The organism is Brevibacillus panacihumi (genome assembly GCF_003710985.1).
Taxonomy (GTDB): Bacteria; Bacillota; Bacilli; order Brevibacillales; family Brevibacillaceae; genus Brevibacillus; species Brevibacillus panacihumi.
The window spans coordinates 31,568-46,336 of sequence record NZ_RHHT01000077.1 but is presented as its reverse complement, the minus strand read 5'-3'; the positions used below and the strand labels follow the sequence as shown (position 1 = coordinate 46,336).

The 14,769-nt window shown below is 54.5% G+C and carries 11 protein-coding genes; 1 reads left to right on the top strand and 10 read right to left on the bottom strand.

The genetic code is table 11. From position 1 onward, the window contains the following. Positions 1-233: 233 nt before the first annotated feature. Genes EDM58_RS24475 through coxB form a run of 4 tightly spaced genes read right to left on the bottom strand, consistent with a single transcriptional unit; the run spans position 234 to position 4,098 of the window. Complete coding sequence (locus EDM58_RS24475) at positions 234-557, bottom strand: cytochrome C oxidase subunit IV family protein (protein WP_122915656.1); 324 nt, start codon at positions 555-557, stop codon at positions 234-236. Between the two features lie 4 nt (positions 558-561). Further along, positions 562-1,188: a cytochrome (ubi)quinol oxidase subunit III gene (locus tag EDM58_RS24470; RefSeq protein WP_023558472.1), complete on the bottom strand. Its 627-nt coding sequence runs from the start codon at positions 1,186-1,188 to the stop codon at positions 562-564. Beyond that, positions 1,189-3,030 (bottom strand): cytochrome c oxidase subunit I, encoded by a 1,842-nt coding sequence (gene ctaD / locus EDM58_RS24465; RefSeq protein WP_122915655.1) that lies wholly within the window; start codon positions 3,028-3,030, stop codon positions 1,189-1,191. 39 nt (positions 3,031-3,069) lie between these two features. Beyond that, entirely contained in the window at positions 3,070-4,098 is a 1,029-nt protein-coding gene (coxB, locus tag EDM58_RS24460) for a cytochrome c oxidase subunit II (RefSeq protein WP_122915654.1), read from the bottom strand. Positions 4,099-4,455: 357 nt separating this feature from the next. Here coxB and EDM58_RS24455 point away from each other — a divergent pair, with 357 nt between their 5' ends. Further along, positions 4,456-5,295, top strand: a complete 840-nt coding sequence (locus EDM58_RS24455) for an oxidoreductase (RefSeq protein WP_122915653.1) — start codon at positions 4,456-4,458, stop codon at positions 5,293-5,295. A gap of 207 nt (positions 5,296-5,502) precedes the next feature. On the opposite strand, the gene EDM58_RS24450 is transcribed toward EDM58_RS24455, so the two are convergent. From EDM58_RS24450 to EDM58_RS24425, 6 genes are all read right to left on the bottom strand, one after another. Continuing rightward, positions 5,503-6,132, bottom strand: coding sequence for a SurA N-terminal domain-containing protein (locus tag EDM58_RS24450; protein WP_122915652.1), 630 nt, complete (start codon positions 6,130-6,132; stop codon positions 5,503-5,505). Positions 6,133-6,317: 185 nt separating this feature from the next. After that, the gene (locus EDM58_RS24445; RefSeq protein ID WP_122915651.1) at positions 6,318-9,188 is read right to left on the bottom strand and encodes a VWA domain-containing protein; all 2,871 of its coding nucleotides are present in this window, start codon (positions 9,186-9,188) and stop codon (positions 6,318-6,320) included. After that, complete coding sequence (locus EDM58_RS24440; protein ID WP_122915650.1) at positions 9,178-11,037, bottom strand: vWA domain-containing protein; 1,860 nt, start codon at positions 11,035-11,037, stop codon at positions 9,178-9,180. Before EDM58_RS24440 ends, EDM58_RS24445 begins: the two co-directional genes overlap by 11 nt. Positions 11,038-11,052: 15 nt before the next feature. After that, on the bottom strand, positions 11,053-11,934 hold the full coding sequence (locus tag EDM58_RS24435; RefSeq protein WP_122915649.1) for a DUF58 domain-containing protein: 882 nt from the start codon (positions 11,932-11,934) through the stop codon (positions 11,053-11,055). Beyond that, positions 11,931-12,914, bottom strand: a complete 984-nt coding sequence (locus tag EDM58_RS24430) for an AAA family ATPase (protein WP_122915648.1) — start codon at positions 12,912-12,914, stop codon at positions 11,931-11,933. The genes EDM58_RS24435 and EDM58_RS24430 overlap by 4 nt, the downstream gene beginning before the upstream one ends. Before the next feature lie 18 nt (positions 12,915-12,932). Further along, a complete protein-coding gene (locus EDM58_RS24425; protein WP_122915647.1) occupies positions 12,933-14,768 on the bottom strand; it encodes a coiled-coil domain-containing protein in 1,836 nt (611 codons plus the stop codon). Between the last annotated feature and the right edge of the window lies 1 nt (position 14,769).

Here is a 14,769-nt window from a genome sequence, read left to right as displayed (position 1 = left end):
GCTGGGCGCGCTGGCCGCTGATAGCGTGTTCCGCCTTTTCCGCTCCAGCTTGGTCAAGATCCCAAATGCCTTCCGCTCTTCTCCCTTTTTCCTCGACCAGCTTTTCCTGGTCCTCCCTTTCTACATTTTGTGGGCTTCTTCTGAAGGAGCTGAAAAAAGCTTCGAAGGCTTATAAACCCTTATCTGAACAGAAAAAGAGAGCAGACAAAATGAATTGTCTGCTCTCTTTTGTATTATGCTCCAACCCAAACCCAGAAGATGAACACGAAGATCGCTGCTGCGATAAAGAACGAACCTGCAAAGATACTGATTCGAGCGAACTCGTGCCCTTTTTGGTCCATATGCATCCAGACGAAAAGTTGGAATAATGCTTGAACAATAGCCAGGATGACGATAAATGGTACGGTAAAGCCTACTGGAACTGCTTCATACGCGACCGCAATGAAGGCCAATGCAGTCAAAAGAAGTGATCCAATGAAGGCCACCAGATGCCTTTTTACGCCGTCATGACTTACTTTCGGCTTGCGAACATCTTCGTTATGCGTACCTGCTCCCATTGTTTTATCCCACCTTTCCACCGATCATACCCATGAGGTATACCACAGTAAAGATGAATACCCAAACGACGTCGATGAAGTGCCAGTACAAGCAAGCTACGTAGAACTTCGGTGCTGTAACCACTGTCAGGCCTTTCTTGACCGTTTGCAATTGAAGGGCGATGATCCAACAGATACCGAACGCCACGTGCGCTCCGTGGAAGCCGACCAGTGTATAGAAGGCCGAACCAAAAGCACTCGCACTAATAGTGTGTCCCATACTTGTGTAGTGGACAAACTCATAAATCTCCAAGGCAAGGAACGCAAGACCCAGAACAACAGTAATTGTCATCCAGGTTTGCAGTTGTTTCAAGTTCTTTTTATGCAGGGCTAGAACAGCCATAACGCTTGCCATCGAGCTGGTCAACAGGATCAGTGTTGCAGCAGCAACGAGCGGCATATCGAACAATTGCTGTGAAGTAGGTCCGCCATTGGCCTGATCGCGAAGTGCGATAAAGGTCGCAAACAAGGAACCGAAAAGGACGGTCTCACCGCCAAGGAAGAGCCAGAAGCCAAGAATCTTATTCTTGCCCTCAAGGGTGGCTTTTTCCGGTTCGTCAGGCAATACCGCATGTGCGTGATGTGTAGCCATTTAAGCCTTAACCCCTTTCCCCTCAATTTCTTCCGGTTCAATGTGGTAGCCAGGATCGTCTTTCAAAGAACGAGCAATCATGCAACCAAATGTGAATCCAATACCCAGAATGACAACCGGGTACACGTGATACATGAAGCCATAACCTGCAACGAACAAACCTATAGACATCAGGAATGGCAAGAACGAAGGCGATGGCATGTGAATGGAACCGAGCGGCTCTGCTGGTGTCATGCCTTTGTTGCCAGCCATTTTTTCTACCCACAAAGCATCCAGACCACGAACCAGTGGAGTTTGTGCGAAGTTGTACTCTGGCGGCGGAGATGGAATCGCCCACTCCAGCGTACGTCCATCCCATGGATCAGCCGCAGCTTTTGGTCCTCGAGCGGACACAATCGCATTGACTACGAACAAAATGGTACCGAGCGTCATTCCGATAACACCGATCGAACTGATAAAGTTACCTGTTTCCAGACCTTGTCCTGCCAGGTACGTATAGACACGGCGCGGCATCCCCATCAAGCCCAGGAAGTGCTGCGGGAAGAAGGTCAGATGGAAACCGATGAAGAACAGCCAGAAGTTCCATTTCCCGATGGTCTCGTTCATCATTTTACCGAACATTTTTGGCCACCAGTAGTAAAGACCCGAGAACAGACCGAACACCATACCACCAACGATAACGTAGTGGAAGTGCGCTACGACGAAATACGTGTCATGGTACTGATAGTCAGCCGGAGGAATAGCCAGCATGATCCCGGTCATACCACCGATTGTAAACGTCGGAATGAAACCAACTGCAAAAAGGTTCGCTGTCGTGAAGCGAATTTGTCCGCCCCACATCGTCAACAGCCAGTTAAAGATCTTAATACCCGTCGGCACGGCGATCAGCATCGTCGCCAGACCGAACAGGGTGTTGGCTACGGCGCCGAGACCTGTTGTGAACATGTGGTGAGCCCACACCATGAAGCCAAGGAAGCCGATCAGCGCTGTCGCGAATACCATGGAGCTGTAACCGAACAGACGTTTTTTCGAGAAAGTAGCCACAACTTCGGAGATGATACCGAATGTTGGGAGAATCAAGATGTAAACTTCAGGGTGACCGAAGATCCAGAACAAATGCTCCCAGATAATGATGTTACCGCCCGCATCCGGGTTGAAGAAGTTACCGCCAAACAGACGGTCGAACATCAGCAATACCAGACCTACCGTGATCGCTGGGAAAGCGAACAGGATCAATCCGGAGGTAACGAAGGATGCCCATGTGAAAATCGGCATGCGCATAAACGTCATTCCTGGAGCACGCATGTTGATGATCGTTACCAGGAAGTTGATACCACCGATCAGGGTACCCAGACCGGCAATCTGCAAACCGAGAACGTAGAAATCCACACCCATGTGGCTGTACTGATTCAGCGACAAGGTCGCATACGAGGTCCAACCAGCATCCGGGGCACCGCCCAAGAACCAGCTAGTGTTGAGCAGAACTCCTCCGAAGAAGAAGAGCCAAAAACCCAGGGCGTTCACAAATGGGAATGCTACGTCGCGAGCACCAATTTGCAGAGGTACAATCGCGTTCATCAGAGCGAAGATGATCGGCATCGCTGCCAGGAAGATCATCGTGGTTCCGTGCATGGTGATCAGTTCGTTAAAAGTCCTTGCACCGACAATGGAGAGCTCTGGATAAATAAGCTGCAAACGGATCAGGATAGCCTCTAGACCGCCGGCCAAGAAGAAAATTCCACCGGCGATCAAATACAGAATCCCGATCTTCTTGTGGTCAACTGTCGTGAGCCAATCCCACAGCCCGCTACGATTTGGTGCGTGAGAAGCATGTGCAGACACGGTTTTACCTCCTTTTAAGCGTTACTGCCTTCGGCTAGTCTATTTCTTATCTTCCACTGTCAGCGTGGACATGTACTCTACCAATGCATTTACTTGATTGTCATCCAGGTTGAGGTTAGGCATGTTGTTACCTGGTTTGATTTTTTGAGGGTCTTTCAGCCATTCTGCAACGTTCTCTGGAGTATGAGCCAGGATACCGGCCACACGCTCACGGTCAGCGAAGTTGGTCAGGTTTGGACCCAGTTTGCCGCCTTTGCCTGCAATCGCATGGCAGCCCAAGCAGCTTTGGTTGAAGATGTCTTCACCTTGTTTCGCAACAGCAGATGTTGCTGCTACTGGCTCAGCGGCTTGAACACCTTTCATTTTTGCAGTCCAGTTGTCAAAATCGGCTTGTTCCATAACGGTTACTTTGAAGTCCATCAAAGCATGGGACGCTCCACAGAGCTCCGCGCACTTCCCGTAGAAGACGCCGGTTTTGTCAGCTTGCAGCCAGATTGGGTTTTCCAAGCCAGGGTTGGTATCGATTTTACCGCCCAGAGCAGGGATCCAGAACGCGTGCTTCACGTCTGCGGACGTAACGACGAACTGTACCTTTTTGTCCACTGGAATAACCAAGTCTTGTGCTGTAGCCACGCCAAGGTCAGGGTACTCGAATTCCCACCAATATTGGTGAGCCGTAACCTTTACTTGCACAGCCTCTTCAGGAGAATACTTTTTGTGCAGCTCAAATCCTGTCGTAACAGTTGGAACCGCCATCACAATCAGAAGCAGGAACGGAATAACAGTCCAGAGAATCTCTAACGCATGGTTTCCTTCCACTTGTTTCGGAATCCCTTGCTGTCCCGGACGCTTACGATATCGAATAAGTACGTACGTAAAGATCAGCATAACGACTACAAATACGCCGATCATGATAAAAAAGGACAGCTTCATCAAATCGAATTGCATGGCTGCAACCGGACCTGAGGGTCTTAGAGCGGAAAGCTCTTCTTTACCGCAACCGGTTAATACCAGCGACAGCAGACCAAACAGGGACAGTTGACGCCAATACTGTTGCCAACCCTTCATACCTATGAACCCCTCTTTCTTCGTGTTGGTAACGTTCTAGCTACGCTATGTAACTAGAAGGCAAAGTCTTTCCCAATTGTTTGCTCACGTTGGAAATCTTTACTTTCCACAACTATGATACCCAATCGCGAAAAGGATTAGCAACCCTCGTGAAAACAAACAAAAGGAATAGATGGGTATGTAGACCCCTCTTCCCTAGCGTAGCACCCATTTAAGTATACATAAATTTACCTGTTAACAAAGTCTATTTGTTATCATTTTGTTAACAAATTTATGAACAAATTTATGAACTTTCATCCTTCCCTCTGTAAATCGGGATCGATTTGAGCTAACTCTGGTAGAAAAAGGAGAACTCTTATGCATAATAAGCCGATTGCACTGGTCACAGGTGCTTCCAGTGGATTTGGCATGCATGCCTCTGTCGCGCTGGCCAAATCCGGTTTTCACGTAGTCGCATCCATGCGGGATCCGAGCAAGCGCGAACAACTGATCCAACTTGCTTCCGCCCACCTCGTCCTTGAGCGCGTGGAGATTCTCGCTCTTGATGTAACCCGCCCAGACGAGATAGATCATGCTGTCTCTGACATCGTGGATCGTCACGGAAGAATCGACATGCTCCTCAACAACGCAGGATATGCCTGCGGCGGTTTTGTCGAAGAGGTAGCTTCCGAGGAATGGCGCCGGCAATTCGAGGTGAACGTGTTCGGCTTGATCGATGTCACACGAGCCGTTCTTCCTTATATGCGGCAGAGAAAACACGGCAGGATCATCAACGTCAGCAGCATCAGCGGTCGCTTCGGTTTTCCCGGGCTTGCCCCCTACTGCGCATCCAAGCATGCCGTTGAAGGATTCAGCGAATCGCTGCGTCTGGAGATGCTTCCGTTTGGCATCCACGTAGTCCTGATAGAGCCTGGCTCCTACCGCACCTCCATCTGGGAGAAAAGCATCGCACAGGTGCGCCAGCATCCGCATTCGGCCTATCAACAGCAAATGCAAAAAATGTTGGCTATGGTAGAAAACATTCAGACCGAGGCCCCGGCCCCCGATGAAGTCATCGCCGCAATCGTGCACGCAGCAACGTCTGAAAGGCCTCGTTTCCGCTATCCTGTCGGACGAGGCGTGCGCCTTACGATAGCTGCCAAGCAATGGCTGCCCTGGAAGTGGATCGAACGGATCGTTGCGAGAAAAATGAGTTAGCACGAGCGCTTCACGGAATGTTCTGAATTCCGCTTCCCGACCATAAGTCTTGCATAACGCACCACCCGCCTATCTGTACTTTTGCTATTCCTGCTGTCTACCTGTAGGATAGCCTTTGCGCACCTGTTTGTCAAAAAACGGCACGCAGAAAAGACCTGCACCGCAGCGTTGGGCGGCGCAGGTCTTTTTTCCATTCGAGGCAGGCGATCAACCTGCCGCTTTTTCTTGGTCGGTTTTCAGTGCTGGATCGAAATACTCTACGTGGTGCTTCTCCTGCAGGTCGCTCCACCATTTGCCGTAATTCTCGGCCCGATTGCTGTCCACGAGAATCATCGTGATCTGCTCCTTCACTTGATCCAGTGGAGGCACTGGAGAGCCGAGCTGGCTTTTATGCTCTTCGTAATAGGCCGCAATCTGCTCGTCCGTAACCGGATAAGCCTTGTCCAGCAATTTGTCCCGTGTCATGAGGAGATTCATTTGATCTTTCAGCTTGTTCAGATCCATGCCCATCGATTCCAGGTAGTCGAGAAATGCTTGTTCCGATCCGATCTGTTGCTTCATCGCGTCGATTTCTTTGTCGATCTCTTCCTGGCTCACTGTTATATTCTGCTGTTTGGCTTCCTGACGAATCAGGGACTGCGCGACCAGCTCCGTCAACATTTGCTTGCCATACAAGCCTTTCATCTCGTTGTACAGCTGATGTTGCGTAATCTCGGATTGTCCTGCTTTTGCCAAAACGGGATCGTTCTTTTTCACCGCCGACTCGTAGAAGCCAAGAACGACCAATCCCAGTATCAAAACCGCAATCGTCAGGATCGAAATATCAAACTTCTTCACGTAGATGTCCTCTCTTTCACTGTATCTGCTTCGTTTCAGTATAAGACTGGGATGCGGTAGAAAAATGGAATAGCTCTTCCACAGCTTTTACACATTTTGTGGCTCGTATAGCGATGCATCGTCCTAGTACCTTTGGCCTAGCAAAAAAGAAACAAGGAAGGGACGGCACCCATCCTTGTTCCTCTCTACTTGCCCCTTCTTTTTTTGGCTGCCAAGAGGCGGTTCAACGTCTCATCCGGCTTCTTCGCCTGCTCGTCTTCGTCTTGCTTCGCTTGCGCAGGCGGCGGAACCGGTTGCCGGGGGCCTGCTTGTGCATGGCCGGATTTCGGCTTCGAGGCTTCTGACTGCTCCTCAGAAGCAACCGCATGCTGCCACATGCCTTCACCGGGATGCTCGCGGGTCTGCTTGCGGGTTTTCGCCCGTTTCTGCTCGATTCGGGTCCAGACCGTCTCTTTTTCGGCGGCCTTGCTGTCAGAAGCTCTCATGGTTTTTGTCCGGCTGCCAAGACGCGCCCACCACATCTCCGGCAATTGCAGGCGGCGCACAGCCACATCCAGCGGCAACAAGAGCGCTGCCAGCATCAAAAGCCATTCGCTCACCTTTTGGATTTCCCATTTTTCTGGGAGGTCATTGCCAAAAACCTCTCGCGAATCTGAAATCAACGCTCCTCCCCCAGCCAAGAGCCAATTTCTCAGCTGCTGCTCCCCGTCATCCTGCAGCCCGTATTCAGGGGAATAGGAAACCGTCAAGCCTGTGGTCTGGCTCGCTACGGCCTGCCCCCCGGCTTTTTCGGTAATCTGGATCAGATAGCTGCCTGGATCGGAAGCAGGGAACACTCCTTCCAGCACATTGGGCGCGGTCGGTCTCAGACGGATCACTTGCCTGTCCATCTGCTGGTTCAACACGACAGCCTCCAGCTCTTGCGGCATCGCTGCGTCGTCCGGCAGCGTGACTGTCACCTTTCCGCTGCCGCCTTCCAGTTGGGTCTGGGTCTTCCATACCCCATCCTCGATCTGCGGCAGCGTCCAGGCGACGATCTCGTTCCAAAGTCTGCTGTTGCCTCCCCATCCGACCCATTCCGCCGCCCATTTGCCTTCGAGATCACTCGTCCAGGCGGCTGTTCGGCCCAGGCCGTACTGCCAGCGGGCCAGTATCGGATCTTCGTCCATGCTCAGCAGGGAAACTTCGGCAGTCTGCTTGGGCGTCGTCGCGATGTAGGCCCGCAGCGGCGGCAGCGGCTGGCGAAGACCCGACCAGTTCCCTGCTCCCGTCACTTTTGGCACCTGCAATTTATCCACGATGAAGGTCCTGCTTGCCATCACTGTCTCATTGCTGAAAATCTGCGGGATGGAGGCGGCGTCACTGGCGAAATAGTACCTGCCTTTGCCCCATTCCGCCATCCTCTCTAGCAGTTCGCGATCGGCGTCTTCCCCGAGAGCTACGGTAGAGAGCGTGATCTGTTCACCCGCTATTTGTCCGATCAGCGTTTCATATTGCCCTGAATCACCGGATTGGCCGTCGGTCAGCAAGATGATATGCTTGCGCTTCGTTTGCATCGTCTTTATTTTTTGATACGCAAACTCCAGCGCCGGGAAAATGTCCGTCCCGCCATCTGCTTGAATACTTCCGATCTGCCGATGGATCTCGGCGAGATTGTTGACCGGCTGAGGGCTGACTACCTCCCAGGGCGATCCGTCAAAGGCGATGACCCCGATCTGATCCTGCGCCTGGAGCATCGTCGTCGAGCGGATCGCCGCTTCCTTCGCCAGCTCCATCTTGTCATAGCCGTCGCCGTAATCACTCATGCTGCCGGACTTGTCGATGACCAGAATCAGACCGAGCGACGGAAGTTCCTCTTTGTTTTTCAAATCCATCTGGACAGGCAGCGCTTCTTCGATCGGCGTCTGAAACCAGCCTCCCATACCGAAGCTGTCGCCGCCTCCTGTCATGATCAGTCCCATGCCCAAATCGCGCACTGCGGTCCGCATCCGTTCCATATCTGCTTCGTTCAGCTGCGTAGCGGACACGTCGGCGAGGATGAGGGAAGCGTATTGCTTGTAGACATCCAACTCCTTGGGCAAGGTGGAAATGTCTTTGACCTCCACTTTCATCTGGCCTGCCTGAAGGGCTGAGACGAGGTTGCTCGCCGCTCCCTGATGTCCCTCTACGACCAAGACAGTCGGCGTTCCGGCGACTTGGGTATAGGCTGTAGCCTGGTTGTTCGCCTGATTCGTATCGCGCTGCGCTTCAATCTCCACTCGGAAGCGGTGAAAGCCCTCTTCCGTCGCTTTTTGGGTGAACGCATAACGATTTTTTCCTTTTTCCACCTTTACAACCTGTTTGCCCGCTTCCCGATTCCCCTCGTAAAGCATCAGGGTCGCCTGCGTCGCCAAGGTGCTTTCCACCTCGACACTGATCGCGTATTCCTCGCCGCTGTACAATTGCTGCGGCACCTGCAAGGCGGTCAGGACTACCTCATCGCCTTGCTCCTGCTGGAAGGAGACAGCCTCTACCTCGATCCCGCGCTCCTTTACCAGCTTCGTTTCCTTTTCTGCGTCTCCTTGCGTCTGGATGCCGTCGCACAAGAGCACCAGCTTCCCCCGCGCCTGGCTGGGGATCATCGCAGCAGCCAGTCTGATCCCTTCGGACAGATCTGTCGCATGCCTGTTGATCTCCACTCCCAACTGCTGCACCTGATTGCGCTGGGTCAAGGGCTGGTCTACGGCTGCGGTCCCGCCTACTACGACCACCGCGTACTGGTCCTCGGCTGCCTTTTGCTGGACGGCCGCTTTCATAAACGCCGTCACACGCGGGTCATCCTTCATGGAAGCTGATCGATCGACGACAAAAACAATCGTCTTGCCCTGGACAGGAAAGTTCAGCTGCATGCCTGCCAAGACCAAGATCAGCAGGCAAAACAAGAGGCTGCGCATAATGGCTATCGTCCATTTTTTGCTTTTGGCCATCTGCTTCTGCTTGCGCCGCCACTGTACGACGACAAGGATCGCAGGGATCAGCAGCAGCAGAAACAGAGGCTGGAGAAAGTTAATAACCACGCTGGTACACCCTCCATTCCACAAAAAGGACCAATAGAGCAAGAGCGACGAGCCAAGGCGTAAGCTCTCTGCTTCCAGTCAATGGGTAATCTGCTGCCGTTGCGGGTGCAGATGGTTTTCCGAGTACTTCCACACCGATGAAATCCGGCGTTATATCGGACTCGCGCTCATGGATCGGCACGGAAAAATAGCGGCTGCTCCTGCCCGCACCAGTCTCTTCGTCCAGACGGTACAACCCGATCTGATCGGGTACTCGCAGCAGCCAGCTCGTACCTGTCGCCTCTATCGGCTCCTGCTGTCCATCCGGGTAGGTAAGCGTTCGGTTCATTCCACCCGGCGTGAGCGAAAGATTGAGCACATCGCCTGGGGTTGCCTCGTCGATCGGCACGGTCTGCAAGGGAGAAAGCCAGTTGATCCCATTTTGCATAAAAATCGGGAAAGCGGGCCGCAGCGGAAAATCAGACTGATGCAAGTCAAAACCAACGATGACCACGCGTCTTCCATCGATGACTCCCGCCCTGATCAGATCCCGCTCACCTGCTCGGACCAGCGTTTTCATTCCCGGCATCGGGTCCAGAACCGCTGTCTTTGCTACGTGGACATCACGCCAATCCACGTATCGAAGCAGCGGGTCTTCCTGCTGCACGGCTTGCGGCTGCTGTTCCAGTTCTGCCTCTCCGCGGTACGGCAGCCATGGCGTTTCCCGGTCTGGAGCAATCAACAGGATATTGCCCTCTGGCAGCTGGTCGGGAACAACTCCGTCAAATACCCAGAGATCCCGTGCCTCGGCTGCACCCTCCGGCATCTGCTGCCGCGTCTCGACCTCAAGCCTTCCGATCGTTTGCAGGGCCTGATGGAGAAAGCGATTGCCCTGCGGCGAGACGAGTGTCGCCTGACCGATCCCCGAGGCGAATGGGATGCTCCAGCGCTCATTGTCCAGAGCCAGTCCATCCTGCTGCGGCTCAATGACTGCGCGGTAGACGGGAGATGCGGGCAAAGACTGGAAGGTGATCGTCTGGGAGCTTCCCGCCTCCACCGAAAAGGCCTCCGTCTCCAGCAGCTGATTTTCCCCATCGTAGATGAATACTTGTCCGCTTGAAGTCTGTGTTCCCTGATTGTCCAAACGCAGCAATCCCTCCACTCCCCCTTTGACGGGCTGGGTGACAAAAGCGCCGATGGAGGTGTTTTCCCGGAACTGGCCCATCTGCATAAAGCGGAAAGCGCCAGAGATGCCTTGTGGGGCTTTTGCTGCAAAAAGCCGCTCCGTCTTGCCGTCTCCAAGCCAGACAACGCCACTGCCAGCCTCGTTGGCAGCGATAGCCGCAGTCAGGGTCATGGCCGCGCTTGTATCCGAAGAACCCAGTTGGGGCTTGATCGACTGGAGGATCTGTACAAGCTCTTCGCGATCATTGCTTTGTGCCAGCAAAACATGCGGCTGCCGGCCCGCTTCGATGAGCGTCACCACTTGCCCGCCGCTTCGCTTTTCCACAAGCTCTGACGCCGCCCGAATGGCTTTTTCCAGTCGGGTCATATCCCCTTCCTTTGCCTGCATGCTCGCCGCGTTTTCAATGACCACGATGGTGTGCTGGTCGGTCAATCCTTCTGTCGGCACAGCCAGGCGAAGCAAGGAGAGCACGAGCAGCACTGCGGCAAGCAGCTGCAAAAACAGCAGCAGATTGCGCTTGAGCTTTTCCCACGGCTTGACCGCTTCCCAGTTTTTCAGGGTTCGCCGCCACATCAGCGTGCTGGGAACGACCCGCTCCTCCACCTTTTGCTTGAGCAGGTAGAGCAGTATGATCGCCGGGATGATCAGTGCGAACCAGCTGTTTCCCAAGGCCAACCATTGCATAGTGCTCTCTCCTCTCTAGCGAATGATGCCTGCTTGTCGAAATACTTGAAAGACGATTGCTTCAAGCGGCTGTTCTGCCTGCACGGGCACATAGGAAATCCCCCTTTTATAGGCAAAAGCCGCCATGCGTTCCTGGAATCCGTGAAAATTTTTGCGGTACTCCTCCATCAAAAGGCCCGTGATCGAAACTTCCCGGGCACTGCCCGTCTCCGAGTCGATCAGACGCAATTCACCTTGATAGTCGGGATTCGTCTCCTCCAATGACCAGATGGGCACGAGCGTGACATCCTGTCTGGCTGCTTGCAGGTAGGCGACCCCCTTCTGATAGCCCGATTCAAAGAAAAAGTCGGACAGGAGGATGGAGATGCCCGGCTTGCCGCGTACCGCACCCGGAGAACGCATCGCCGCCTGCAGATCGCCCTCGCCCCCTGGCTGAACCTTGGACAAAAAATCGAGCAGTCGAGCAGCCTGGCCTTTCCCCTGCAAGCCGTGAAGCGAAGTCCTCACCTGCGAATCAAAGACGGTGACGGAGACATGGTCGAGATTGCAAAGCGACAGATAGCCGAGTGCCGCCGCCACTTGCACCGCCAGCTCCAGCTTGGAGGGCTGGCCATAGCTCATGGAACGGCTGCAATCGATGTAGATCGTCACATGCAGCTCCGTCTCATCCAGGAATTTTTTCAAAAACAGCTTGCCCGAGCGCGCATAGGCATTCCAATCCAGCTGCCGCAGATCATCGCCTGGCGTGTAAGCCCGGTAGTCTGCGAATTCCATCGAAGAGCCCAACAGCTTGGAACGCCGCTTCCCCGCCTGGCTGCCGCCGGCCTCGCGTTTGCTCGCCATCTGCATCCGCTCCAGCCGCGCCAGCCACGATGGGTCCAACAAATAGCGACTCATGCTGTCTGCGTCCCCAGCGAGCTGATGATGTCGCAAATGATTTGATCCGGCTGGATGCCGTTTGCCTCTCCCTCAAAATTGAGGAAAATGCGATGGCGCAGCGCAGGCAACGCGACAGCCGCAATATCTTCATACGCCAGGTTATAGCGTCCGGCGAGCAAGGCGCGTACCTTTGCCAGCGAGACCATCGCCTGTACCCCGCGAGGTCCCGCGCCGTTGCGCACGTATTGCTTGACTGCTGGAATCGCGTTCTCTCCCGGATGTGTGGCGAGCAGGAGGCGGACTGCATAATTCAAGACGCTTTCCGCCATGAGAATCTCTTGTGCAGCCCGCTGTATTTCGAAGATCTCTTGACCCGTAGCTACCTTTTCCACTTGCTCGGCGGTTCCAGAGGTCGTTCTCATGACAATCGCCTTCAACTCTTCTTCAGATGGGAACGGCACCTCGATTTTCAGCAAAAAGCGATCCATCTGCGCTTCCGGCAACGGATAGGTCCCCTCTTGCTCGAGCGGATTTTGGGTTGCCAGCACAAAAAACGGCTCAGGCAGCGAACGGGTCACCCCTCCGGCAGAAACAGTCCGTTCCTGCATGGCCTCCAGCAAGGCGCTTTGCGTCTTGGGCGTCGCACGGTTGATCTCATCCGCCAGCACCACATTCGCGAAGATCGGTCCTGACTGGAATTGAAAGGACTGCTGTCCATTCTCGTCTACCCGCAGGATGTTCGTACCGGTAATATCCGTCGGCATCAAATCGGGCGTAAACTGGATTCGCTGAAAGCTCAGCTCAAACGCTTGCGACAAGGTACGGACCAACAAGGTTTTGCCCAGACCGGGCACCCCTTCCAGCAGGGCGTGCCCACCTGCAAATACAGCCCAGAGCAGTTGCTCCACCACTTCCTTTTGCCCAACCAATACTTTGGCGATCTCCTGTCTTACACGCTCCACCTGCTGCTGACAATCAGGCAAGGCTTGCTGCTTCATCGCTCTCTCCCCATTCCATTAAGGTTCAATATTGCTGAAATATTCCTTGACGATCTCTTGATAATCTCCCGGAATATTGCCCTTTTCCAAGCTTTCGCGGGCAAATTGCGCATACTCGCCGTAGACCTCCGCATAGGGGAGCGTTCCACCTGACGATACCTGCGCATTGCTGCTTTGCGTTGTCTGGGAAGCTCCTTCTCCCAAAGGGCCGCTGACCGTATCGGTAGGTCCGCCTGGTTCCGTGATCCTTTGGGAAGGCACCGTAACCAGCTCATGCCGGCCATCTCCAAGGCCTGCCCCGCTGCCCTGGCCGACGCCATTGCCGCCATTGCCGGAGCCTGCTCCATTTCCGGCGCCTGTACCGTTTCCAGCGCCCGTACCGTTTCCAGCGCCCGTACCGTTTCCAGCGCCTGTACCGTTTCCAGCGCCCGTACCATCGCCTGTGCCACTTCCATTCCCGGTGCCCGTGCCTTGACCGGCTCCCCCATCTCCTGGTGAGCCTGGTTGGCTGCCTGGGTTCGCTCCTGTACCTTGGCCGGGTGCACCGGAACCCTGGTTATTCCCCGCGGACGGTTGGTTTGTTCCGTTGCCTGGAGCCGGAGTTCCGGATGCAGGAGTCGCCTGTCCATTGCCCTGAGTCTGCTGCCCAGTCGGCATGGCCCCTGCCATATTTCCCTGTGACCCTGCCCCCGCGCTCGCCAGCGTCATCTGGGACTGCTGGAGGGATGCTGTGGCCTGGGCTGCCGCGAGATTGCCTTGCTGGGACTGTCCTGCTGCCTGCATGCCTTGGGTCAGGCTCTGCTCCAGTACCGTTAATGCCTGCGGGATCTGTCCCTGCGCCAACTGTTGGGCAGTGGCACTCAGTTGTTCCGCGATCTTTTTCGCGTCCTCCGCGTTCGTCTCGGCCGCTTCCTGCGCAAGCTCCCCGGCAGACTGCTCCAATACGGCGGCCAGCTTGTTGATCTCTTCGACGGACATCCCTTCGATCGCCTTCGCCAGCTCTTGCAAGGCCTTGGTCAGAGCCTCGCGATCGCCTTGGCTCATCGCCTCCGCAAGGGATTGGGTCGCTTGCTGTCCAGCCAAGGCTTGCTGTAGGCGCTGCAAAGCCACCTGCTTGCGCGCCTCGGTCTGCCGCCACTTTTCCAATTGCTTTTCAGCTGCACGCAGGGCATTGAGACGATCCATCGGATCCTGCGCTTTCGCCAAAGCCTGTTTTGCTTGCTCCAGCATGTCCTTCAGTTCTTTTTTCTGCGCTTCAGTCAGCGCGTTGTTGGTTTGGGTTTCTTCCTGGATCTCCTCAAGTGTCTCCTGCGCTTCTTCCAGTGCCTGTTGCTCCATGGCCATCTGCGCCAAGCGCACGTCCTGGGCATTAGGCAGCAGGAAGAGCAAGGTGCTCGTGAGCGCCAGACCTGCAATCACGTAGATCTGTTTGCGCACCGTCGGCCAGATTTGGATACTCTCGACAATCTGCGGAATCTTGCTGCGCAGATGGGATAGGGCATCTTCTCGCTGGCGCAAGGCGATCGCCGTCTCACTATCCCGGTGTTCCCATGCCGTGACGGTCCGCTGCGCCAATCCCTGACCGTCTGCCGTCTGCGCACAATCCAGCCAGGTGGGCTGCTTGCTCCACGCAACGATGCTTCCAGCAGCCAGCGCCAGCACGAGAATAGCGAGCGCAATCCAGGGATAGTGCGGGATCGGCCATAAACGGGCAACGAGGAGAAGCAATACGCTTCCCCCCATCCCTCCCAAACCGTACAACGTCCAATGACGCATCAGCTGCCTGCGTCCCAGACGTTTGCGAATCGGCATCAGCAACGACTGCAATTCATCGGTCGACTTTTGGGCAAACATG